The sequence below is a fragment of the Shigella flexneri 2a str. 301 genome, assembly GCF_000006925.2.
Taxonomy (GTDB): Bacteria; Pseudomonadota; Gammaproteobacteria; order Enterobacterales; family Enterobacteriaceae; genus ECMA0423.
Window position 1 is genome coordinate 2,091,158 of record NC_004337.2, and the last position, 24,047, is coordinate 2,115,204.

Genomic DNA, 24,047 nt, shown 5'->3' on the forward strand with positions numbered 1-24,047 from the left:
TAACCAAATTCTCTAAATTAGAACAAATGGTTATTAATGAGGATTTCGATAAAAAAGAATAAAAAAACCGGAGCCAAATGTTCATTCGACTCCGGTTTATTATTAGAAAAGATGATTATGCTACGTCTTCGTACTGCGGAACCGGATTACGGAAGCTCTTGGTGACGCAAGCCAGGTAAATCAGACCGATAGCAGCCCAGATCAGACCCAGAACCATTGAGCTTTCTTCCAGGTTAACCCACAGCGCACCAACGGTCAGCGCACCACACATCGGCAGGAACAGATACTGGAAGTGATCTTTCAGCGTCTTGTTACGCTTCTCACGGATCCAGAACTGCGAGATGACCGACAGGTTAACAAAGGTGAACGCCACCAGCGCACCAAAGTTAATCAGCGCCGTTGCCATTACCAGGTCGAAGTTGATTGCCAGCAGGGCAATCGCGCCAACCAGGATGATGTTCATCGCCGGAGTACGCCATTTCGGGTGTACATAACCGAAGAAGCTTTTCGGGAACACGCCGTCACGACCCATTACGTACATCAGACGCGCTACGCCTGCGTGCGCCGCCATACCGGACGCCAGTACGGTAATGGTGGAGAAGATCAGCGCGCCAACCTGGAACGCTTTACCCGCAACGTACAGCATGATTTCAGGCTGTGACGCATCCGGATCTTTAAAGCGAGAGATATCCGGGAAGTACAGCTGCAGGAAGTAAGTTGCAAAGATGAAGATCATGCCGCCAATCAGCGCGGTCAGGAAAATCGCACGCGGGATCACGCGCTCTGCATCTTTGGTTTCTTCCGACAGATTGCTGATGCCGTCAAAGCCGGTAAAGGAGAAGCACAGGATTGTCGCCCCGGTAATCATCGGGATAACATGCGCATCGCCAGACCAGAACGGACGCGTGCTCGCCAGCGTACCAGCGCCTTCACCTTCAAATACGCCATAAACAACCATGCCCAGAATCACCGCGATCAGCACTACCTGCAACACGACGATTACAGTGTTGACGTTCGCTACGGATTTCAGACTACGCAGGTTAAAGGCGGTCATAAAGGCCACCAGCGCCACCACAAACATCCACGATGGAATGGAAGGCACCAGAGCTTCAAAATAGATTTTCGCCAGCAGAATGTTGATCATCGGCGCGAACAGATAGTCGAGCAGAGAAGACCAACCCACCATAAAGCCGACAGTCGGGCTAATGGATTTCTGGGCGTAAGTGTATGCAGAGCCAGCAGAAGGATAGCGGCGAACCAGCTTCCCGTAGCTCAGAGCCGTAAACAGGATCGCAATCAATGCGAACGCATAGGCTGTCGGCACATGACCATCCGTGAGGCCTGAAACGATACCAAATGTATCAAACAGCGTCATCGGCTGCATATAGGCTAGACCCATCATTACAACCGGAACTAACGTAAGCGTTTTACGCAATTCCACGCGAGAGGTGTTTGGAGTAACGTTATGCGACATGGTTATTCTCCTTTACGGTGATAACCGTCGCGTAAGCAAAAAATTGCCCCATTTTTTTGGATTCCTCAGCGACAACAACTGTCGATTTTTAGTAAATATCTATCCGGTACGAAGCCCGGCCTCTTGGTATGAATGATTGGTTTGAAGCAAAAAATAACCGACGCTAATTAAACGTCGGTTTTTAATCATTTTTTGACAGCGGCGCATTGTGCCTAAATGGGGGGGAAATGACAAGAGAATGAGAGGCTTGTCATAATAATTTTTCTTTGAATGGCTGATTTTCCGTCATCAGATTTTGCATAAACACCGGCGATCGCACTATTTGCTAAAATTTCATCTCGCCACCAGCCGCTGGCAAGCCCTGCGGTCTGTTCATTCCAGCCAATCCAGACAGGTTCAAAGAGAGTTTGGGCGACCACTTTCTTCTCGATTAACGCGCCACTATCGAGAAAACGTTGCGCCAGATACCGTGGTAAATAGCCGCAGCCAAGGCCGCTAATTTGCAGCTCCAGTTTGGTTTTAAAATCGAAAACGGTAATGGCTTCTTGTTCGTCGAGAAGTTGTGAGGCCGTAGAAGCGCCTGCCTGCGCAGTATCCCCCACCACAATCGCCCGATATCGTTTAATGATACGACGGTTTAACGGTTCTTCTTCCTGGGCTAACGGATGATGAGGCGCGACCGCAAAGACTTGTTCAAGATCGCCCAACCGCGAGAAACCAAACTCACTGGAAGATGGTGGCTCATGCATCGCGCCAACGATAATATCCGCTCGCCCCTGAGTCAGGGCATCCCAGGAACCACCGAGTACGCCATTGATAAACTTCAGGCGCGTCACGCTATGATGTTGATAAAAAGCTTCAATGAGAGGCGCAAGCAGAGAAAAAGGAAACGTGTCGTCCACGCCAATCACCAGCTCGTTTTCCCAGCCTTCATGCAGTTTGATCGCCTGCTTTTCCAGTTCTCGCACGGTATGCAGAACTTCCCGCCCTTTCTCTAATAACATTTTTCCGGTGCGGGTGAATTTAGCGCGGTGTCCGCTACGATCAAGCAATTGAATATTTAGGTCGCTTTCCAGCTTGTGAACGGTGTAACTCAGAGCGGACGGCGTCTTGTAGAGTTTGGCTGACGCCGCCGCAAAACTGCCCTCTTTTTCTATGGCATCGAGGATCATCAACACATCCAGCAGTGGTTTCATACACGCCCCCTTGCAGTGCATGCGGCGTCCTGCTGGCGTGATCGTTTACTCCAACGGCATTACCAGCGGATCGGGATACTGGTATTCAAATCCCAGTTCATTACAAATCCGACTGCCATCAATAATCTTACCTTTGCCGCTGTCCAGACTATTTCTGAACTGCGGAGGTTGCAGCCCCAGTAAACGGGCCATCTGCGGATAGAAAACATTACGCGCAGGGTGAGCTGGCGCACATATATTATAGATGTGTCCGCCTTTAGGTGCCTGTAACAACAGAGTGATAGCGCCAATAACATCTTCTAAATGGACTAAATTAACACCATGTTCACCATCAGGGGCGGTTTTTCCGGCAAAGAAGCGTCCCGGATGACGTCCCGGTCCGACCAGGCCCGCAAGACGCAGAATATCGACCGAAGTACCGGGTAAATTGTGCAGCCAGTCTTCGAGTTCTTCTAATACTCGTCCACTGTTGGTTACCGGATTACGCGGGGTAGTTTCTTTAACCGTGCCTTGCGCGTCGCCATAGACAGATGTTGAGCTGGTAAAAATAATTCGGGGAATACGATGGGCCAGCGCGCTATCCACTAACTCTTGTACCGCTTGTAAATAGAACTCATCGCCGGGGCCGCTACGACGTGCCGGAAGCGTAATGACCAGCGCATCGGCATCCATAAGGGCATCCAGATCGTCAGAATCGCAAACTAACTCAGGCTCCATGCGAAGCAGATAGCTATCAATGCCACTCATTCGGGCCGCTTCGACACCATCTTGTGTGGTTTTACTCCCGGTGACTTGCCAGCCTCGCGCTGAAAGTGACATCGCCAGCGGCATACCTAACCACCCTAACCCGACAATTGCGACCTTTTTCATCCGTTATCTCCTGATACACCTTAGATCTATAAGGCTACGCTAGCGTATCAAAACTGACAATTCATTCTATGAATGAATCTGTTCAATAATGATAACGACATGCTGCAATGAGCAGTGAATCATCAGTAACCGCGTATACCAGACGGTGCTCCTCTGTAATGCGTCGGGACCAGAAACCTGACAAATTATGTTTCAGGGGTTCTGGTTTCCCCTTACCTTCAAATGGTGTTCTGCGGGTATCTTTGATAAGTTCATTGATCTTTTTAACAATTCGCTTATCTGTTTCCTGCCAGTACAGATAATCATCCCATGATTCCTCAGACCAGATTAGTTTCACTCAATAGGTAATGACTCCAACTTACTGATAGTGTTTTATGTTCAGATAATGCCCGATGACCTTGTCATGCAGCTCCACCGATTTTGAGAACGACAGTGACTTCCGTCCCAGCCTTGCCAGATGTTGTCTCAGATTCAGATTATGTCGCTCAATGCGCTGAGTGTAACGCTTGCTGATAACGTGCAGCTTTCCCTTCAGGCGTGATTCATACAGCGGCCAGCCATCCGTCATCCATACCACGACCTCAAAGGCCGACAGCAGGCTCAGAAGACGCTCCAGTGTGGCCAGAGTGCGTTCACCGAAGACGTGCGCCACAACCGTCCTCCGTATCCTGTCATACGCGTAAAACAGCCAGCGCTGACGTGATTTAGCACCGACGTAGCCCCAATGTTCGTCCATTTCAGCGCAGACAATCACATCACTGCCCGGTTGTATGCGCGAGGTTACCGACTGCGGCCTGAGTTTTTTAAGTGACGTAAAACCGTGTTGAGGCCAACGCCCATAATGCGTGCACTGGCGCGACATCCGACGCCATTCATGGCCATATCAATGATTTTCTGGTGCGTACCGGGCTGAGAGGCGGTGTAAGTGAACTGTAGTTGCCATGTTTTACGGCAATGAGAGCAGAGATAGCGCTGATGTCCGGCAGTGCTTTTGCCGTTACGCACCACGCCTTCAGTAGCGGAGCAGGAAGGACATCTGATGGAAATGGAAGCCACGCAAGCACCTTAAAATCACCATCATACACTAAATCAGTAAGTTGGCAGCATTACCCACTCAATAATGTCCTTTTCCGTTCCTTTGCCTGATTTCAGGCTATCGATTGAGTCCATCAATCTCCGGGCGTTAGCGGGGGAACGCAGTAGATAAGCCGTCTCTTCCAGCGAATTGTATTCTTCGAGTGACATCAGAACACAAGCCTCTCCATTCTGACGAGTAATGAGGATCGGGGCATGATCTTCAACGGCTTTCATCATTGTTGCCGACAAATTCTGACGCGCTTCGCTGTAGCTAATTGTACGCATGTAAATCTCCTATTTTGTACAGTTCATTGTACAATGATAGGTGTTAATTAACTATTTATTAATTAGTTTGTAGATCAAGACATTGCCAGCGAGACGAAAAATCAGACTTTGCTCTTTTTGGTGCTGTCAAGTTAGAGGACAGTCCTCTTAGCCCCCTCCTTTCCCCGCTCATTCATTAAACAAATCCATCGCCATAAAATATATAAAAAAGCCCTTGCTTTCTAACGTGAAAGTGGTTTAGGTTAAAAGACATCAGTTGAATAAACATTCACAGAGATTTTTATGACACGCGTTCAATTTAAACACCACCATCATCCTGACTAGTCTTTCAGGCGATGTGTGCTGGAAGACATTCAGATCTTCCAGTGGTGCATGAACGCATGAGAAAGCCCCCGGAAGATCACCTTCCGGGGGCTTTTTTATTGCGCGGTTGTTAACGGTTCAGACAGGTTTAAAGAGGAATAAGAAAATGACAGACAACACTCGTTTACGCATAGCTATGCAGAAATCCGGCCGTTTAAGTGATGACTCACGCGAATTACTGGCGCGCTGTGGCATTAAAATCAATCTTCACACCCAGCGCCTGATCGCGATGGCAGAAAACATGCCGATTGATATTCTGCGCGTGCGTGACGATGACATTCCCTGTCTGGTAATGGACGGCGTGGTAGACCTTGGGATTATCGGCGAAAACGTGCTGGAAGAAGAGCTGCTTAACCGCCGCGCCCAGGGTGAAGATCCGCGCTACTTTACCCTGCGTCGTCTGGATTTCGGCGGCTGCCGCCTTTCGCTGGCAACGCCGGTTGATGAAGCCTGGGACGGTCCGCTCTCCTTAAACGGTAAACGTATCGCCACCTCTTATCCTCACCTGCTCAAGCGTTATCTCGACCAGAAAGGTATCTCTTTTAAATCCTGCTTACTGAACGGTTCTGTCGAAGTTGCGCCGCGTGCCGGGCTGGCGGATGCGATTTGCGATCTGGTTTCCACCGGTGCCACGCTGGAAGCTAACGGCCTGCGCGAAGTCGAAGTTATCTACCGCTCGAAAGCCTGCCTGATCCAGCGCGATGGCGAAATGGAAGAATCTAAACAGCAACTGATCGACAAGCTACTGACCCGTATTCAGGGTGTGATCCAGGCGCGCGAATCAAAATACATCATGATGCACGCACCGACCGAACGCCTGGATGAAGTCATCGCCCTGCTGCCAGGTGCCGAACGCCCAACCATTCTGCCGCTGGCGGGTGATCAACAGCGCGTAGCGATGCACATGGTGAGTAGCGAAACCCTGTTCTGGGAAACGATGGAAAAACTGAAAGCACTGGGTGCCAGTTCAATCCTGGTCCTGCCGATTGAGAAGATGATGGAGTGATCGCCATGAGCTTTAACACAATCATTGACTGGAATAGCTGTACTGCGGAGCAACAACGCCAGCTGTTAATGCGCCCGGCGATCTCCGCTTCTGAAAGCATTACCCGCACCGTTAACGATATTCTCGATAACGTGAAAACGCGTGGCGATGAGGCCCTGCGTGAATACAGCGCGAAGTTTGATAAAACCACGGTTACCGCGCTGAAGGTGTCTGCTGATGAGATCGCCGCCGCCAGCGAACGCCTGAGCGACGAGCTAAAACAGGCGATGGCGGTGGCAGTAAAGAGTATTGAAACCTTCCACACTGCGCAAAAACTGCCGCCGGTAGATGTAGAAACGCAGCTAGGCGTGCGTTGCCAGCAGGTCACGCGCCCGGTGGCTTCAGTGGGTTTGTATATTCCGGGCGGCTCCGCCCCGCTCTTCTCAACGGTATTAATGCTGGCAACTCCGGCGCGTATTGCGGGCTGTAAAAAAGTGGTGCTGTGCTCACCGCCGCCGATTGCCGATGAAATTCTTTATGCGGCGCAGCTGTGCGATGTGCAGGACGTGTTTAACGTCGGCGGCGCACAGGCCATTGCCGCGCTGGCGTTTGGTACGGAATCTGTGCCGAAAGTGGACAAAATCTTCGGGCCGGGTAACGCCTTTGTCACCGAAGCAAAACGCCAGGTAAGCCAGCGTCTGGACGGTGCGGCGATCGATATGCCCGCAGGCCCGTCGGAAGTGCTGGTGATTGCTGACAGCGGCGCTACGCCGGATTTTGTGGCTTCTGATTTGCTTTCTCAGGCTGAACACGGCCCTGACTCACAGGTAATTTTACTGACCCCCGATGCTGATATGGCGCGTCGCGTTGCCGAGGCCGTCGAACGCCAACTGGCAGAACTGCCGCGTGCCGAAACCACCCGCCAGGCACTGAACGCCAGCCGCCTGATCGTGACTAAAGATTTAGCGCAGTGCGTGGAGATCTCCAACCAGTACGGCCCGGAGCACCTGATCATTCAGACCCGCAACGCCCGCGAACTGGTCGATGGCATCACCAGCGCCGGTTCGGTATTTCTTGGTGACTGGTCACCGGAATCGGCAGGCGACTACGCCTCCGGCACCAACCACGTGCTGCCGACTTACGGTTACACCGCCACCTGTTCCAGCCTCGGGCTGGCAGATTTCCAGAAACGCATGACCGTACAGGAACTGTCGAAAGAAGGTTTCTCCGCGCTGGCTTCGACCATTGAAACACTGGCCGCCGCCGAGCGCCTGACCGCCCACAAAAATGCCGTTACTTTGCGTGTTAACGTCCTTAAGGAGCAAGCATGAGCACCGTGACTATTACTGATTTAGCGCGTGAAAACGTCCGCAACCTGACACCGTATCAGTCGGCGCGTCGTCTGGGCGGTAACGGCGACGTCTGGCTGAACGCCAACGAATATCCCACCGCCGTGGAGTTTAAGCTTACTCAGCAAACGCTCAACCGCTACCCGGAATGCCAGCCAAAAGCGGTGATTGAAAATTACGCGCAATATGCAGGCGTAAAACCGGAACAGGTGCTGGTCAGCCGTGGCGCGGACGAAGGTATTGAACTGCTGATCCGCGCTTTTTGCGAACCGGGTAAAGACGCCATCCTCTACTGCCCGCCAACGTACGGCATGTACAGCGTCAGCGCTGAAACCATTGGTGTCGAATGCCGCACAGTGCCGACGCTGGAAAACTGGCAACTGGACTTACAGGGCATTTCCGACAAGCTGGACGGCGTAAAAGTGGTCTATGTTTGCAGCCCCAACAACCCCACCGGGCAACTGATCAATCCGCAGGATTTTCGCACCCTGCTGGAGCTAACCCGCGGTAAGGCGATTGTGGTTGCCGATGAAGCTTATATCGAGTTTTGCCCGCAGGCATCGTTAGCTGGCTGGCTGGCGGAATATCCGCACCTGGCGATTTTGCGTACCCTTTCGAAAGCCTTCGCGTTGGCGGGGCTTCGTTGCGGATTTACGCTGGCAAACGAAGAAGTCATCAACCTGCTGATGAAAGTGATCCCCCCCTACCCGCTCTCGACGCCGGTTGCCGACATTGCCGCACAGGCGTTAAGCCCGCAGGGAATCGTCGCCATGAGCGAACGGGTGGCGCAAATTATTACAGAACGCGAATACCTGATTGCCGCACTGAAAGAGATCCCCTGCGTGGAGCAGGTTTTCGACTCTGAAACCAACTACATTCTGGCGCGCTTTAAAGCCTCCAGTGCAGTGTTTAAATCTTTGTGGGATCAGGGCATTATCTTACGTGATCAGAATAAACAACCCTCTTTAAGCGGCTGCCTGCGAATTACCGTCGGAACCCGTGAAGAAAGCCAGCGCGTCATTGACGCCTTACGTGCGGAGCAAGTTTGATGAGTCAGAAGTATCTTTTTATCGATCGCGATGGAACCCTGATTAGCGAACCGCCGAGTGATTTTCAGGTGGACCGTTTTGACAAACTCGCCTTTGAACCGGGCGTGATCCCGGAATTGCTGAAGCTGCAAAAAGCGGGCTACAAGCTGGTGATGATCACTAATCAGGATGGTCTGGGAACACAAAGTTTCCCGCAAGCGGATTTTGATGGCCCGCACAACCTGATGATGCAGATCTTCACCTCGCAAGGCGTGCAGTTTGATGAAGTGCTGATTTGTCCGCACCTGCCCGCCGATGAGTGCGACTGCCGTAAGCCGAAAGTAAAACTGGTGGAGGGTTATCTGGCTGAGCAAGCGATGGATCGTGCCAACAGTTATGTAATTGGCGATCGCGCGACCGACATTCAACTGGCGGAAAACATGGGCATTAATGGTTTACGCTACGACCGCGAAACCCTGAACTGGCCAATGATTGGCGAGCAACTCACTAAACGAGACCGTTACGCCCATGTAGTGCGCAACACCAAAGAGACGCAGATTGACGTCCAGGTGTGGCTGGATCGCGAAGGTGGCAGCAAGATTAACACCGGCGTTGGCTTCTTTGATCACATGCTGGATCAGATCGCCACCCACGGCGGTTTCCGCATGGAAATCAATGTCAAAGGCGACCTCTATATCGACGATCACCACACCGTCGAAGATACCGGCCTGGCGCTGGGCGAAGCGTTAAAAATTGCCCTCGGCGACAAACGCGGTATTTGCCGCTTTGGTTTTGTGCTGCCGATGGACGAATGCCTTGCCCGCTGCGCACTGGATATCTCTGGTCGCCCGCACCTGGAATATAAAGCCGAGTTTACCTACCAGCGTGTGGGCGATCTCAGCACTGAAATGATCGAACACTTCTTCCGTTCGCTCTCTTACACCATGGGCGTGACACTACACCTGAAAACCAAAGGTAAAAACGATCATCACCGTGTAGAAAGCCTGTTCAAAGCCTTTGGTCGTACCCTGCGCCAGGCCATCCGCGTCGAAGGCGACACCCTGCCCTCGTCGAAAGGAGTGCTGTAATGAACGTGGTGATCCTTGATACTGGCTGCGCCAACCTGAACTCTGTGAAGTCTGCCATTGCGCGCCACGGTTATGAACCCAAAGTCAGCCGTGACCCGGACATTGTGTTGCTGGCCGATAAACTGTTTTTACCCGGCGTCGGCACCGCACAAGCAGCGATGGATCAGGTGCGTGAGCGCGAGCTGTTTGATCTCATCAAAGCCTGTACCCAACCGGTGCTGGGCATCTGCTTAGGGATGCAACTCCTGGGACGACGCAGCGAAGAGAGCAATGGCGTCGACTTGCTGGGCATCATCGACGAAGACGTGCCGAAAATGACCGACTTTGGTCTGCCACTGCCACATATGGGCTGGAACCGCGTTTATCCGCAGGCAGGCAACCGCCTGTTTCAGGGGATTGAAGACGGCGCGTACTTTTACTTTGTTCACAGCTACGCAATGCCAGTCAATCCGTGGACCATCGCCCAGTGTAATTACGGCGAACCGTTCACCGCGGCGGTACAAAAAGATAACTTCTACGGCGTGCAGTTCCACCCGGAGCGTTCTGGTGCCGCTGGCGCTAAGTTGCTGAAAAACTTCCTGGAGATGTGATGATTATTCCGGCATTAGATTTAATCGACGGCACCGTGGTGCGTCTCCATCAGGGCGATTACGGCAAACAACGCGATTACGGTAACGACCCGCTGCCGCGCTTACAGGATTACGCTGCGCAAGGTGCCGAAGTGTTGCACCTGGTGGATCTGACCGGGGCAAAAGATCCGGCTAAGCGTCAAATCCCGCTGATTAAAACCCTGGTCGCGGGCGTTAACGTCCCGGTGCAGGTTGGCGGCGGTGTTCGTAGTGAAGAAGACGTGGCGGCGTTACTGGAAGCTGGCGTTGCGCGCGTGGTGGTCGGTTCCACCGCAGTGAAATCACCGGACGTAGTGAAAGGCTGGTTTGAACGTTTCGGTGCCGATGCGCTGGTGCTGGCACTGGATGTCCGTATTGACGAGCAAGGCAACAAGCAAGTGGCAGTCAGCGGCTGGCAAGAGAACTCGGGCGTTTCACTGGAACAACTGGTGGAAACCTATCTGCCCGTCGGCCTGAAACATGTGTTGTGTACCGATATCTCGCGCGACGGCACGCTGGCGGGATCTAACGTCTCTTTATATGAAGAAGTGTGTGCCAGATATCCGCAAGTGGCGTTTCAGTCCTCCGGCGGCATTGGCGACATTAACGATGTTGCTGCCCTACGTGGCACTGGCGTGCGCGGCGTAATAGTTGGTCGTGCATTACTGGAAGGTAAATTCACCGTGAAGGAGGCCATCGCATGCTGGCAAAACGCATAATCCCGTGTCTCGACGTTCGTGATGGTCAGGTGGTGAAAGGCGTACAGTTTCGCAACCATGAAATCATTGGCGATATCGTGCCACTGGCAAAACGCTACGCCGAAGAAGGTGCAGATGAACTGGTGTTCTACGATATCACCGCTTCCAGCGATGGCCGTGTGGTAGATAAAAGCTGGGTATCTCGCGTGGCGGAAGTGATCGACATTCCGTTTTGTGTGGCGGGTGGGATTAAGTCTCTGGAAGATGCCGCGAAAATTCTTTCCTTTGGCGCGGATAAAATTTCCATCAACTCCCCTGCGCTGGCAGACCCAACATTAATTACTCGCCTGGCCGATCGCTTTGGCGTGCAGTGTATTGTGGTTGGTATTGATACCTGGTACGACGCCGAAACCGGTAAATATCATGTAAATCAATATACCGGCGATGAAAGCCGCACCCGCGTCACTCAATGGGAAACGCTCGACTGGGTAGAGGAGGTGCAAAAACGCGGCGCCGGAGAAATCGTCCTCAACATGATGAATCAGGACGGCGTGTGTAACGGTTACGACCTCAAGCAGCTGAAAAAAGTGCGTGAAGTTTGCCACGTCCCGCTGATTGCCTCCGGTGGCGCGGGCACCATGGAACACTTCCTGGAAGCCTTCCGCGATGCCGACGTTGACGGTGCGCTGGCAGCTTCCGTATTCCACAAACAAATAATCAATATTGGCGAATTAAAAGCGTACCTGGCAACACAGGGCGTGGAGATCAGGATATGTTAACAGAACAACAACGTCGCGAACTGGACTGGGAAAAAACCGACGGTCTGATGCCGGTGATTGTGCAACACGCGGTATCTGGCGAAGTGTTAATGCTGGGCTACATGAACCCGGAAGCCTTAGACAAAACCATCGAAAGCGGTAAAGTCACCTTCTTCTCGCGCACTAAACAGCGACTGTGGATCAAAGGCGAAACCTCGGGCAATTTTCTCAATGTGGTAAGTATTGCCCCGGACTGCGACAACGACACATTACTGGTGCTGGCGAATCCCATCGGGCCAACCTGCCACAAAGGCACCAGTAGCTGCTTCGGCAACACCGCTCACCAGTGGCTGTTCCTGTATCAACTGGAACAACTGCTCGCCGAACGTAAATATGCCGACCCGGAAACCTCCTACACCGCCAAACTGTATGCCAGCGGCACTAAACGCATTGCGCAGAAAGTGGGCGAAGAAGGCGTGGAAACCGCACTGGCAGCAACGGTACATGATCGCTTTGAGCTGACCAACGAGGCATCTGACTTGATGTATCACCTGCTGGTGCTGTTGCAGGATCAGGATCTGGATTTAACGACAGTAATTGAGAACCTGCATAAACGGCATCAGTGAGTTACGGGCTGAGCAGGTGTGATGTTGTTGTCACACCCGGAGCCATTGCCCGATGCGCAAACTTATCGTGCCTACACATTATCTCAACACACGTAGGCCGGATAAGATGCGCCAGCATCGCATCCGGCAAAAAAAACGGGCATGGTGTCACCACCCTGCCCGTTTCTCTTAAATGCACAATAATATTACTTCGCGTTGTAATTACGCAGAGCGTTACGCCCCAACACAATCCCCGCGCCAACCATGCCGCCCAGAAGCACTGCCAGAATCAAGGTGATTGCCTTTTTCGGACTATCGCGACGAATAGGTAACGTCGGTTTCATCACATAGCGGTAAGCATGAATATCAAGATCATCAAACTTTAATTTTTCAATATCCAACAGGTTTTGACGTGTCTGATAGTAGTTTGGTGAGAACACCAACGGACGAGTCGCTTCATGCTTAATCATCGACTCCAGCGCTTCGCTCCCTAGAAGGAACAACGTATCTTGCGTCACATCTTCAGTCTGCTGAACCTGTGGCTTTGTCACCTGCGCCTGATTCGCATACTGCAACGCTTCCTGAATCTGACGGATACGCAGATCTTTCTGCTCCTGCGCGACCACTTCCTGGGTTCTTAAAGAGTCCTGCAAGTTTTTCCGTCCCAGAGCAATGTTGTCCTTGAGATCCTTTTCTAGCTCTTGATTCACTTTATCATCAACTTGCTGAATGTATTGGGCCAACTTCATTTGTGCGCCCTCTGCAGTTTGCCCAACATAAGAAACAGTCAATGGTAATTGCTGGTTCTTAACAGAAGGTTCGATGGTAAGTTTTTCTGGCTCTTCCTGATTATCCAGCGTTTCTGCTAATGCAGAGAAGGCAGAACTGAAGCGACCAATTAACGTCTCCTGCAAATCCGATACTTTCGGTGCAGCCTGACCATAGATAACATTCATGGCATTGTTATAGCCAGCAATTTGCCCCACGTCGGGCTGAGTGATAATTGCTGTTGACGTCCATTTCTCCTTCGCTACTGCCAAATAACCAATAGCCAGGGCAATAGCCACAATGACGGAAATGATAATTGTCATCTTGCCACGCCACAACTGCACTAGTAAATCAATCAAATCAATCTGTTCCGGGTCATGGTTTTGCCCAGAAACATTATTATTTTCTACTCTCATCATTACCCTAACTGACGGAAATTTCCAAGTCCGCATAGTTTAGCGATAATCCCCGTGAATGCTATAGGATAAGTGATAAAAATAATGAATTATTGCGGAGGTAACAAAAGACAATCAGGGCGTAAATAGCCCTGATAACAAGATGTTAGTCGCTGCCAAAGAGATCGCGGGTGTAGACCTTATCTGCCACATCCTTAAGCTCTTCTGCCATACGGTTGGAGATAATGACGTCGGCTTGTTGTTTGAAGGTGGCGAGATCACGTTCCAGGCGAGAGTTGAAGAATGAGTCTTCTTTCATCACCGGCTCGTAGATGATCACTTCAACGCCTTTCGCCTTGATACGCTTCATAATCCCCTGAATAGAAGACGCACGGAAGTTATCTGACCCGCTCTTCATAATCAGACGATAAATACCCACCACTTGCGGTTTGCATCGACAATTGCCGAGATCAGGTTATTCGGCACAGACTGGTAGTTCGCCAGTAACTGCTTGGTATCTTTCGGCAGACAATAACCACCATAACCAAACGACGGATTGTTGTAATGGTTGCCAATACGCGGATCGAGACAAACGCCTTCGATAATCTGGCGAGTATTCAGACCTAAACTTTCTGCATAACTATCCAGGTCATTAAAGTATGCTACGCGCATCGCCAGATAGGTATTAGCGAAAAGTTTAATCGCTTCTGCTTCAGTGGAGTCGGTAAACAGGGTCGGGATATTTTGCTTAATCGCGCCTTCCTGTAACAACGCAGCAAAACGTTCTGCGCGTTCTGAACGCTCACCGATGACAATACGTGACGGATGGAGATTATCGTAAAGGGCTTTACCTTCGCGGAGGAATTCCGGAGAGAAAATAATATTTTCAGTACGATATTTCTTATGCATCGCTGCGGTAAAACCAACGGGAACCGTTGATTTGATGACCATAACCGCATAAGGATTTATCTCAACTACGTCTTTAATTACTGATTCTACACTGGATGTATTGAAATAATTAGTTTTAGGATCATAGTCGGTTGGAGTGGCGATGATGACATAATCAGCATCCCGGTAGGCTTCATTTTTATCTAATGTGGCATTAAAGTGTATTTTATCTGATTGCAAAAACTGCTGAATTTCCTTATCAACAATAGGAGATATCCGATCATTCAGCATAGCAACGCGTGACGGTAAAATATCTAATGCCACAACCTCATGATTTTGTGCGATTAGAAGCCCGTTTGACAAGCCTACATAGCCAGTACCGGAAATGGTGATTTTCATTTCATGCTCTCAGAATTAACTTAACTGTGAATCATGATGTTTTTAGCATCGTGATAAGATGCTAAAAGTTTTAACGCTACGTTGTCAGATGGTCAACGCAACGAAAAACAATTCAGATTTTCTTTATAAGAATAGCTGATGTTTATTAAGTTAATATTAAGCAGTGAAATTTAGTCTATAAGATATTTGGCAAAAAAAAGCCCGGTGCAATATACGCCGGGCCTCAATTTTATTGTTGGTTAAATCAGATTAATCCAGCCATTCAGTATGGAACACACCTTCTTTATCAATGCGCTTATAAGTATGCGCCCCGAAATAGTCACGCTGTGCCTGGATCAGGTTCGCAGGCAGAACCGCGGCACGGTAGCTATCGTAATAGGCAACCGCAGCGGCGAAGGTCGGAACCGGGATACCGTTCTGTACTGCATAAGCGACGACATCGCGCAGCGCCTGCTGGTAGTCATCGGCAATTTGCTTGAAGTACGGGGCCAGCAGCAGGTTAGCGATCTGCGGATTTTCGGCATAAGCATCGGTGATTTTCTGCAGGAACTGCGCACGGATGATGCAGCCAGCACGGAAAATCTTCGCGATTTCGCCGTAGTTCAGATCCCAATTGTATTCTTCAGACGCAGCACGCAGCTGAGAGAAGCCCTGAGCGTAAGAAACGATTTTGCCCAGATACAGCGCACTGCGAACTTTTTCGATGAACTCAGCCTTGTCGCCTGCTGACTGAGCTTGCGGACCAGAGAGAACTTTAGATGCGGCAACGCGCTGATCTTTCAGAGAAGAGATATAACGTGCAAACACAGACTCGGTAATCAGCGACAGCGGTTCGCCGAGATCCAGCGCGCTCTGGCTGGTCCATTTACCGGTGCCTTTGTTTGCTGCTTCATCCAGAATCACATCAACCAGGTAGTTACCGTCTTCATCTTTTTTGGTGAAGATATCTTTAGTGATGTCGATCAGGTAGCTGCTAAGTTCACCGTTATTCCACTCGGTGAAAGTCTGGGCCAGTTCTTCATTAGATAGATTCAGGCCACCTTTGAGCAGAGAATACGCTTCAGCAATGAGCTGCATATCTCCGTATTCAATACCATTGTGAACCATCTTCACATAATGGCCTGCGCCGTCGGCACCAATATAAGTAACGCATGGCTCGCCGTCTTCTGCCACGGCAGCGATTTTAGTCAGGATAGGCGCAACCAGCTCATAAGCCTCTTTCTGCCCGCCAGGCATAATAGAAGGACCTTTCAGCGCGCCCTCTTCACCGCCGGAAACACCGGTACCGATGAAGTTAAAGCCCTCTGCTGAAAGCTCACGATTACGACGAATGGTGTCCTGGAAGAAGGTATTACCACCATCAATGATGATGTCACCTTTATCGAGGTATGGTTTCAGGGAATCAATCGCAGCATCCGTGCCTGCACCTGCTTTCACCATTAACAGGATGCGACGAGGCGTTTCCAGAGATTCAACAAACTCTTTCACCGTATAGTAAGGAGCCAGTTTCTTGCCTGGATTTTCAGCAATCACTTCTTCCGTCTTTTCGCGGGAGCGGTTGAAAATAGAGACGGTATAACCACGACTTTCGATGTTGAGCGCAAGGTTGCGCCCCATCACTGCCATACCGACTACGCCGATCTGTTGCTTTGACATTGTTTACTCCTGTCTTCTATATTATTAACCGTCTATTAACCGTTATATTATTAACCGTCGTGATTTTCATCTTCTAATCAAGGAATACATATGGTTACAGCATGCTTCTTACTTTATAGCGATAAGTATGCCATTGGGTGTATCCATAAGAACTTTGAATTTTGGATACTTTTCTGGATTAAAATTAGCATAGCTTCGTTTAGATATAACAATAAACGAACTATTAAAAGATTTCATCTTCTCTATTAAATCATCCTGTGGGATTACCTCACACTCGGGATTACTAATAGTCCAATCACTATATCTTGCTAATCCAAAGACGTCACCAATTGCCATCCCTTTATAGAAGTAAATACCATCCTCCAAGCCTAATTGGATAAGATTATCTCCATATAACTCACTATATTCACTTGCTTTCTTCATCAGTTCATAGCTATAGCGACTTTCTAAGCGTGAATTAAAATTCAAGTATTCAGAATAAAAATATTTGAATTCAAAATACAACGATCGCCCCGAAAAAAAATAATACACACAAGGATAAAATATCGTCCCAACTTGTAATTTGTAATGTTGATATCTTTTATTAAACTTGCAATTGAGATCGCAACCTGCAATACTGACAATGGGTAAATGGGTGATAAATACCTGTCACCTTGCGTAACAGAAAACCAAAATAAGACATATGTTAAAACAATCGAGAAAAATACCCAAAGTATTTTATTATTCCTAAGTGTAAAGACAGACAGTATAGCATAAAAAACAACATCACTGCCAACTTTATTAATTGCTTGTTGCAAATCTAATGTGGCAGGACTTATACCATGTCGAGCTTGTTCTGCTGTTTGAACTTGTAGATCAATTTCATTCCATAGGTAGTGACCAAATATATTTCCTCCAGCAGGACTAAAAGGATCACCAGAGATCCAAAAACTACGGACATACCAATAAATGCCACCAAGAATTGTTGCCAAGCTAAAAATAAGAAATGTCTGTATGTTTCTCTTTTTCGCTATCAATATAACAAATATGATGGCTCCATATATGGCACCAAATAGTTTTACGCCACAAGCAATTCCAATAAAAAAACCACATAAAAAAATTAATTCATTTTGTGTTTTATTGTTTTCTGAGCGAATATATATAAGAATACTGGCTGCAGCAAAACAAAGATAGCGTTAAATCAATATATGCATAACCAAGATGATCTTTAAGTGGATTGATAGTAAATAGTAGGATTGTAGCAATAATGCCTGGATAATAAGTTTTCGTAATTTCCCATGAACAGCCAACAAGTCCACAGGCTATTACAAAAAAACAGATATTTGCTAAAAACTGAGCTAACCTTACATCTCCTAACTGTAAACCTAAAGCCATTAAAAGATCTGCATTTTGCGGGAACAGAGGAAAACGCAAATATTGTTCAACAACAATTGCATGGTGCTCAACTAATGAACGAGCCAAAGGTAAGTGATACATAGTATCATCCCAATCACCGGGAGCTCGCAGGGACGATAACAATGTAACCACAAAAATCAAAACAAGAAATAAAATAACAAACAGCGTACTGAACTCAATATTATTTATTGCCAGCCATCTAAATTGCTGACGTTTAATAATGCTTAAAACCCAACACACCGTAAAAATTAAAAAGATAGCAATCTTATTAAATTGCCCGACCATGCCCAGAAAGTAAATTATCAAAATATTTAAAGACATCCCTATGCATAGGCAATAAAAAATAAAGAAAATTTGTTAAGTCCTGCCACCCCCTCCTTAAAAAAAGATGACAATACAATATTACCAATGACAAAAAATGTCATTCCAAAAGCAAAACAATACACAAAATACAAATCCAACGGCAATTATTGCCGTTGTATTTGTATGTTCAACATACAAATACAACGGCAATTCAATCATAGTAAAATACTCTATTTACATTATCAGTTTATAGTTTTTTTCAGAAAGATAAAATAATGCCTTCATTTCACGTCTAGTTGTTGTATTTGAATGCAAAATAATGCCACATACAAATGCCATTATTGACGATAACATGATGGAGGCAGTTAAAAAGGCAGTCGGAAATCTTCTCACCAAACCTGTATCAATATAATCAACAATGATGGGCAATCCTAAAATTATAGACAAAGCAGCAAGTAAAACGCCGATAATACTAAAAAAGTATAGTGGCCGTTCAAGCGAGTAAAGTTTAATTATTGTTTTCAGAATCTTGAACCCATCACTCCAAGTTGATAGTTTGCTCACACTCCCTTCAGATCGCTCGCCATATTTTGTATTAACCTCACCATACTTCATACGTAATTCTAAAGCATGAATTGTAAGCTCAGTTTCGATTTCAAATCCCCTTGATAGACATGGAAAAGATTTAACATAGCGTCTGGAAAATACACGATACCCCGACAACATATCAGTAAAATTCCCTTTAAAGATAGTCTGAACAGTACCAGTCAACAATTTATTTCCTCAGCGATGCCCTTTTCTGTATGTATTTTGATCTCCATTCTCTTGACGACATCCTACAACCATATCCAATTGATTTTTTATGAGATGGTTAATCATTTCTGGAGCAGAACTTGCATCATAAGTGTCATCTCCATCAACCATTAGATAAATATCCGCATCTACATCTGAGAACATACGTCTTACGACATTCCCCTTGCCTTTCAGAGGAACAGAGTGAACTGTTGCTCCAGCATCCTCTGCCACTTGTGCTGTACTGTCAGTCGAATTATTATCAAATACATATATAGAAGCAGTTGGAATATTCGTTTTGAAATCATTTATGACTTTTGCTATTGCCTTCTGCTCATTATAACAAGGAATAATTACAGCGATATTAAAAGAGTGATACATAAGCCCCTCATATAAACTATTTAGCTAATGTGCAAGTAATTGTGTTTTTAACAAATCGTTTACTAACGAAAAATGAAATATTTTGATGCGCAATATCCTAAAACCAAACTAAAAAGAGAAAAGGTGAACAATGTAAATATTGGAGATAAAGCTAAGAGATCAAATAAAACGCCGAATAAATAACTCATCGCCCCCATAAAAAATATAAATATAAAATATCTAGCCTTGGTTGCAGATACTTTAAATGAGCATCTTGCATTTGCAAAAAAAGAAAAGGTTGCTGCACATATAAAACCAACAATGTTACTTCGGCCTTGACCAAAAGCTAAATTATTATAACACGCATAAAATACCCCCCAATGTAAAGCAGTATTGACAATTCCAATTAAAAAATAACTAAAAAAAGAACTGGTCAATAACTTCCCTATTTTTAACATCCTTTATTTTGCTCCAGAAGTGAGGTTATTACTAATTTGGATATTTTCTATAGAAAATACCCATAAAACTACAACGCCTATAATAAAAATTCCCATGGGTGTAAAAAGAAATGGATTAGTTATAGAAACGGTAATACTGAAAAAAAGTATTAACGACATCATTAATGATGTTTTTGTACTATTTAAAAAATAGCCTTTCAAAAAGATAAGCAACATAGGAACTAATGATATAAATACACCAATAACGCCTGTTTTCTGAAGTATCTCAAGAGGTACTATTTCAATCCTTAATCGATCTAATATAAATGAACCAAATCCTCTTCCAAACAAGAACGTCGCTAAATCAACATTTTTATAATAAAAATATAAATCATTAAATCTAACAGAGTCAGAATCTTCACTGCGTGATCCGACCATGTAAAGCATAATTATAAATAGAACGCTGCCCAATATTATTATAATAGTATTTAAATATAGCTTATGTAATTTAAAACTGGCTAATAACAGTGATAATGTTGTAAAAAGTAATACACCTCTTGATTCTGTCAATAATATCGCAAGCACTATTATGAGACATTTTAAATATTTTTTGTCGACAAAACTGATAATCGCACCGACACCAAAAAAGTAGAAGGATTTGGAAAAAAAAGCCCCATCGGGACGAAAAAAGAACTCGCTAGTCAATGATAAGTGTTCATAAATTAAATTAAAATTTAACAAACCGAAATTCAACAAAATTATGTATGAAATATATAACAGTGATCCATATAATGCAAATGCATTAACTATTTTAATAAAAATCTCACATGAAAATACTTTTAAAGTATATCTTAGTGTAAATAGATATATAAGTGACAGCATAAAAAGGTATGGTTGCACATCAAACAGTATATCATTTATTTTATTACCAGCTAATAAGCCGACAAAGAAGCCATAAAAAGGAAATAAAAGCAACCATATAAAAAGACTGACACATTTTTGGGTGATTGAAAAATTGAATGTAACTAAATTAAAAATTAAAAGTATAAAACTAAATACAAATAATAAATATCGCAAAGGGAATATTCCCAATGGCTCCAGTAATCTTCCACCACCACCAATAATCAGTTCAATACATAAAAATGTTATAAAAATTTTATTTATATTATTCATATTCGTAAGGTGATGTTTTTTAAAATATGTTTAAAATCAACATTAATAAAATATAAATTTTATCAGCCTTTTTCCGCCTTAACTTCCAAAAACTTAAAGCCAAGATCAAATTGCCTATATAACCTTTACCCAATTGATTATTCACAAAGCTATCATCAGCTAAGGCATTAGCTATTTTAGTTACTTCTTTTCGATACCACTTGTTTCTCACCAAACCAAGCCGTTTGTATTTTGCTTTAAAACTAATGTTTGCTCCCACTTGGTTGTTTTCATGCTGTCTGTACAGCATTGTTGGTTTTCTATCAATATACCACGAATAATTTCTCGTCCGCGCAAATGAATATAAAAACCAATCATGCAGACAGATATCTTGTGCAGCATTTTTATTATTTATGATGAACTTCTTAAATTCAATAAGCGTTTCTTTTTTTATAACATATGTACACCCCGGACCTGCTGCTTCAAAAAAATAATCGAATTGAGTTTGCGACTGAGCCTTATCAACTAAATTTTTTCGCCCTGATGGATAATATGCAATTACATTGCTGGAATAACAATTCGCATTATTAAATACCAAGCAGTCAATTGCATTTTTTATTTTATCTTTATACCAAATATCGTCCTGATCACTAAAACAGATATAATCATAGTTTTCAAGATCGACATCTTTAATTAATCTATAAAAATTTTTACCTGCCCCCCCAAACTTATTGACGCTTGGAAGTATATTTATAATTGAGGGATATGATAATTGAAATTCTTCACAAATATTTAATGTATTATCAGTTGATAAATCATCTGATATAAAAATTGAGATGTCTACATCTTTTTGTTCAATAATACTTTTTAATTGTTCCTCAATCCAGCATTCGCCATTATACGTAGCCATAAGTACAGCTACTCTTTTTTGATCAGAACTATGCATTATAACGACCGCCCCCAGTAATTCCTCTTATTCCATCCAGCGTAGCCAAAATATGTTTTTTCATATATTCAATTTTATTTTTTTGAGTTGCGATAATTAAAGTCGTATGAATTAAAGAAAAAACAACTTCCCTAATAGAGAGTAAAAGAGGCACATGATTTTTTCTAAGCAAAAGAAATGCATTTCTTACTCGATAATAACGACGTACTGGCGAGTGAATTGGTATGTTAATCCCACAGATTTTTACTGACTTATCCCCAATAGCATGAACCATTTTTATATCAGGAATGATATGAACTAATATGCCATAGTTTAAGCATCTAAGACACCATTCTGTATCGACATAATCAATAAAAAGTTCCTCATCCATCATTCCAACAATCTCAAAAACTTCTTTTGAAACCATGGTTCCGGATGAGATTGTTACTGAACTTTTAAACGGTGTCTGTCCTTCAGTGACATGAATTTTCTCTCGAAGACCATTTTTTTTGATATTACAAATAGGATAATAATGTGACTTATCTCTATCAATAAAAACTGGGCCAGCTATTTTTGCATTTTCATTATCCATATAGCAGGAAAGTTTTTTGATAAACTCATTGCGAATACGGCTATCTTGATCAAAAAAAATTATCTTCTCTGCCCCTTTTTCAAGAGAATATCGAATCCCAATATTTTGTGCTTTTGCTATACCTTCATTCCTACCAAGACAAATTAAATGAACTTTTTCAATGTCTGCTAATTTATCTTTCAAGGTGAAATTAGTCCTATTATCGACTACTACAACGTAACAATTTTGCTCCTTTAGTTCAGTGATCAGTGCATTCAGATTTTTAAGTTCGGGATTATATGTCACAATGACAGCGTAAATATTACTATTCATTATCCAAGTGACTCAGTAATTGGTTAATTTTAGTTTTCATATACAGAACACATTCTAGTATAAAGCCATTGTAATAACAGAGCATCTAAAATTACACGTATGCTCCAGGATATTGCGGCACCCAGTAACCCATATTTTTCGACCATAAAATACAAAAGGGCTAAATAAGGAACCAATTCAGCACAATGAATCAAAGCAGTAATTTTAGATTTTCCTAATGCCTGGATTGCAGAGAATGGTATCATTGCCAGCGCATTGAAGAAAAAACCGATCAATAACACATTTAATATATTAAAGGAATTAATTTGATAATTCTCACCAAACCATATTTTCAATACAAGCCCTGAATATAACAAGCCTATGATTATCACCGGCAAACAGATTAGAAACATTAAAAGCAATGATTTATTTACATTACGTTTAAATTCTTTAAAGTCTTTGATGTTACTTAACCTTGGAAACACTGCCCTCCCGATTGCTGCAGGTATTATTCCTAATTTTAGAATAACCTCCGCTGGTGCAGAATAAAATGCAACTTTATCTGCCCCCATAATATTTGACACTATAAATCGATCAAAATACACCATGACCGGACTTATGATATTACTTACTGTCATCCAACCGCCAAAGAAAAAGAGTCGTTTAAAGGTTTTATAACAAAAATGAACCCCCGAAATTTTAATATCATTCCTGACATAATAGGCAGAGACTAAAATCGAAATAACTCTTGCAAATATTAAACCAGCAACCGCTGCCGACAATGTAGCACTATAAAAAACAAATATGGCCGGAATTCCCGCGATGCAAGAGCTTGATATAGATTTTTGAATATTTACAATGCCAAATTTTTCATCCCCCTCAAGAATGGCTGACCATAATTGATTTAGAATAAATAATGGAATGCAAATAGCCAACAGTTTAAATGCTAGTTGTATATCACTATGTTCAACACCAGAAATTTTTAGATAATTAACAATTCCATCAGAGAAAATCAATAATAAAAAAGCACCAAAGCATGAAAATAGCACCAAAAAAGATGTACTTGTTGAAATTACCTTGGTTCTTTCATGATGATTATCACGATGAATTGCAATTTCTCTAATAACAGAGCGAGTCAGGCCTACATCAAAAATTCCAGCATACCCAACAAGTGCAATTGCAATTGTATAAACACCGAAACCTTCAGGCCCCAAACCTCGAGCGAGAAATCCTAGCGAGGGGATAGCAATTAAAGTTGGTATTGCATAGCCAAAAAGGTTCCAGACACTATTTTTTATTATGCTCATTAT

24 protein-coding genes, 2 pseudogenes and 3 other annotated features are annotated in these 24,047 nt (G+C 44.9%); of the genes and pseudogenes, 8 read left to right on the forward strand and 18 right to left on the reverse strand.

The annotated features are described in order from the left end of the window. Positions 1-115: 115 nt before the first annotated feature. From yeeF to yefM, 7 genes are all read right to left on the reverse strand, one after another. Entirely contained in the window at positions 116-1,474 is a 1,359-nt protein-coding gene (yeeF, locus tag SF2073; protein NP_707906.1) for an amino acid/amine transport protein, read from the reverse strand. A 212-nt stretch (positions 1,475-1,686) separates the two neighbouring features. After that, the gene (gene yeeY / locus SF2074; protein ID NP_707907.2) at positions 1,687-2,670 is read right to left on the reverse strand and encodes a LysR family transcriptional regulator; all 984 of its coding nucleotides are present in this window, start codon (positions 2,668-2,670) and stop codon (positions 1,687-1,689) included. 45 nt (positions 2,671-2,715) lie between these two features. Continuing rightward, a complete protein-coding gene (locus SF2075; RefSeq protein ID NP_707908.1) occupies positions 2,716-3,540 on the reverse strand; it encodes a sugar metabolism protein in 825 nt (274 codons plus the stop codon). A gap of 82 nt (positions 3,541-3,622) precedes the next feature. Beyond that, positions 3,623-3,877 carry a hypothetical protein gene (gene yoeB / locus SF2076; RefSeq protein NP_707909.1) on the reverse strand — a complete coding sequence of 85 codons (255 nt, stop codon included), beginning with the start codon at positions 3,875-3,877 and terminating at the stop codon, positions 3,623-3,625. Positions 3,878-3,883: 6 nt separating this feature from the next. Beyond that, positions 3,884-4,651: a mobile genetic element, on the reverse strand. Further along, on the reverse strand, positions 3,899-4,294 hold the full coding sequence (gene insB, locus SF2077) for an insertion element IS1 protein InsB (protein NP_707910.1): 396 nt from the start codon (positions 4,292-4,294) through the stop codon (positions 3,899-3,901). Its footprint overlaps the feature before it by 396 nt. Continuing rightward, positions 4,321-4,596 (reverse strand): insertion element IS1 protein InsA, encoded by a 276-nt coding sequence (insA, locus tag SF2078; RefSeq protein ID NP_707911.1) that lies wholly within the window; start codon positions 4,594-4,596, stop codon positions 4,321-4,323. Its footprint lies within the feature at positions 3,884-4,651. Further along, positions 4,630-4,902 carry an antitoxin YefM gene (gene yefM / locus SF2079; protein ID NP_707912.1) on the reverse strand — a complete coding sequence of 91 codons (273 nt, stop codon included), beginning with the start codon at positions 4,900-4,902 and terminating at the stop codon, positions 4,630-4,632. 469 nt (positions 4,903-5,371) lie before the next feature. On the opposite strand from yefM, the gene hisG reads away from it, so the two are divergent. From hisG to hisI, 8 genes are read left to right on the forward strand one after another with little or no spacing between them, the layout of a single operon-like run. Beyond that, the gene (gene hisG, locus SF2081; RefSeq protein NP_707914.2) at positions 5,372-6,271 is read left to right on the forward strand and encodes an ATP phosphoribosyltransferase; all 900 of its coding nucleotides are present in this window, start codon (positions 5,372-5,374) and stop codon (positions 6,269-6,271) included. A 5-nt stretch (positions 6,272-6,276) separates the two neighbouring features. Next, positions 6,277-7,581, forward strand: a complete 1,305-nt coding sequence (hisD, locus tag SF2082; protein ID NP_707915.2) for a bifunctional histidinal dehydrogenase/ histidinol dehydrogenase — start codon at positions 6,277-6,279, stop codon at positions 7,579-7,581. Next, complete coding sequence (hisC, locus tag SF2083) at positions 7,578-8,648, forward strand: histidinol-phosphate aminotransferase (protein NP_707916.1); 1,071 nt, start codon at positions 7,578-7,580, stop codon at positions 8,646-8,648. Before hisD ends, hisC begins: the two co-directional genes overlap by 4 nt. Continuing rightward, positions 8,648-9,715, forward strand: a complete 1,068-nt coding sequence (hisB, locus tag SF2084) for an imidazole glycerol-phosphate dehydratase/histidinol phosphatase (protein NP_707917.2) — start codon at positions 8,648-8,650, stop codon at positions 9,713-9,715. The genes hisC and hisB overlap by 1 nt, the downstream gene beginning before the upstream one ends. Next, the gene (gene hisH, locus SF2085; RefSeq protein ID NP_707918.1) at positions 9,715-10,305 is read left to right on the forward strand and encodes an imidazole glycerol phosphate synthase subunit HisH; all 591 of its coding nucleotides are present in this window, start codon (positions 9,715-9,717) and stop codon (positions 10,303-10,305) included. Before hisB ends, hisH begins: the two co-directional genes overlap by 1 nt. After that, a complete protein-coding gene (gene hisA, locus SF2086; RefSeq protein NP_707919.2) occupies positions 10,305-11,042 on the forward strand; it encodes a 1-(5-phosphoribosyl)-5-[(5-phosphoribosylamino)methylideneamino] imidazole-4-carboxamide isomerase in 738 nt (245 codons plus the stop codon). The genes hisH and hisA overlap by 1 nt, the downstream gene beginning before the upstream one ends. Further along, on the forward strand, positions 11,024-11,800 hold the full coding sequence (gene hisF, locus SF2087; RefSeq protein ID NP_707920.1) for an imidazole glycerol phosphate synthase subunit HisF: 777 nt from the start codon (positions 11,024-11,026) through the stop codon (positions 11,798-11,800). Before hisA ends, hisF begins: the two co-directional genes overlap by 19 nt. After that, positions 11,794-12,405: a bifunctional phosphoribosyl-AMP cyclohydrolase/phosphoribosyl-ATP pyrophosphatase gene (gene hisI, locus SF2088; protein NP_707921.1), complete on the forward strand. Its 612-nt coding sequence runs from the start codon at positions 11,794-11,796 to the stop codon at positions 12,403-12,405. Before hisF ends, hisI begins: the two co-directional genes overlap by 7 nt. Positions 12,406-12,590: 185 nt before the next feature. On the opposite strand, the gene wzzB is transcribed toward hisI, so the two are convergent. The 11 genes and pseudogenes from wzzB to rfbE form a co-directional block, all read right to left on the reverse strand. Then, positions 12,591-13,604: a chain length determinant protein WzzB gene (gene wzzB, locus SF2089; protein ID NP_707922.1), complete on the reverse strand. Its 1,014-nt coding sequence runs from the start codon at positions 13,602-13,604 to the stop codon at positions 12,591-12,593. 109 nt (positions 13,605-13,713) lie between these two features. Continuing rightward, positions 13,714-14,834, reverse strand: a sequence feature (Similar to Escherichia coli K12 UDP-glucose 6-dehydrogenase gi: 1788340 (389 aa). BLAST with identity of 96% in 373 aa. This CDS contains an in-frame stop codon. The sequence has been checked and is believed to be correct.). After that, positions 13,714-14,834, reverse strand: a pseudogene (gene ugd / locus SF2090). (Overlaps the previous feature by 1,121 nt.) 249 nt (positions 14,835-15,083) lie before the next feature. Next, entirely contained in the window at positions 15,084-16,490 is a 1,407-nt protein-coding gene (gene gnd / locus SF2091) for a 6-phosphogluconate dehydrogenase (RefSeq protein ID NP_707923.1), read from the reverse strand. A gap of 464 nt (positions 16,491-16,954) precedes the next feature. Next, positions 16,955-17,506, reverse strand: coding sequence for a hypothetical protein (locus SF2092; RefSeq protein NP_707924.1), 552 nt, complete (start codon positions 17,504-17,506; stop codon positions 16,955-16,957). Further along, positions 16,955-18,206 (reverse strand) — a sequence feature (potential frameshift: common BLAST hit: gi|313200833|ref|YP_004039491.1| dolichyl-phosphate-mannose-protein mannosyltransferase). (Overlaps the previous gene by 552 nt.) After that, entirely contained in the window at positions 17,607-18,206 is a 600-nt protein-coding gene (locus SF2093) for a hypothetical protein (RefSeq protein ID NP_707925.1), read from the reverse strand. (Overlaps the previous feature by 600 nt.) A gap of 216 nt (positions 18,207-18,422) precedes the next feature. Then, positions 18,423-19,361, reverse strand: a pseudogene (locus tag SF2094). Between the two features lie 62 nt (positions 19,362-19,423). Then, complete coding sequence (rfbI, locus tag SF2096) at positions 19,424-19,798, reverse strand: glycosyl translocase (protein ID NP_707928.1); 375 nt, start codon at positions 19,796-19,798, stop codon at positions 19,424-19,426. 3 nt (positions 19,799-19,801) lie between these two features. Continuing rightward, a complete protein-coding gene (gene rfc, locus SF2097) occupies positions 19,802-20,950 on the reverse strand; it encodes an O-antigen polymerase (RefSeq protein NP_707929.1) in 1,149 nt (382 codons plus the stop codon). A gap of 19 nt (positions 20,951-20,969) precedes the next feature. After that, complete coding sequence (rfbG, locus tag SF2098) at positions 20,970-21,839, reverse strand: dTDP-rhamnosyl transferase (RefSeq protein NP_707930.1); 870 nt, start codon at positions 21,837-21,839, stop codon at positions 20,970-20,972. 28 nt (positions 21,840-21,867) lie between these two features. After that, the gene (rfbF, locus tag SF2099; RefSeq protein ID NP_707931.1) at positions 21,868-22,758 is read right to left on the reverse strand and encodes a dTDP-rhamnosyl transferase; all 891 of its coding nucleotides are present in this window, start codon (positions 22,756-22,758) and stop codon (positions 21,868-21,870) included. 29 nt (positions 22,759-22,787) lie between these two features. Continuing rightward, on the reverse strand, positions 22,788-24,044 hold the full coding sequence (gene rfbE, locus SF2100) for a polysaccharide biosynthesis protein (protein NP_707932.1): 1,257 nt from the start codon (positions 24,042-24,044) through the stop codon (positions 22,788-22,790). Positions 24,045-24,047 lie beyond the last annotated feature (3 nt).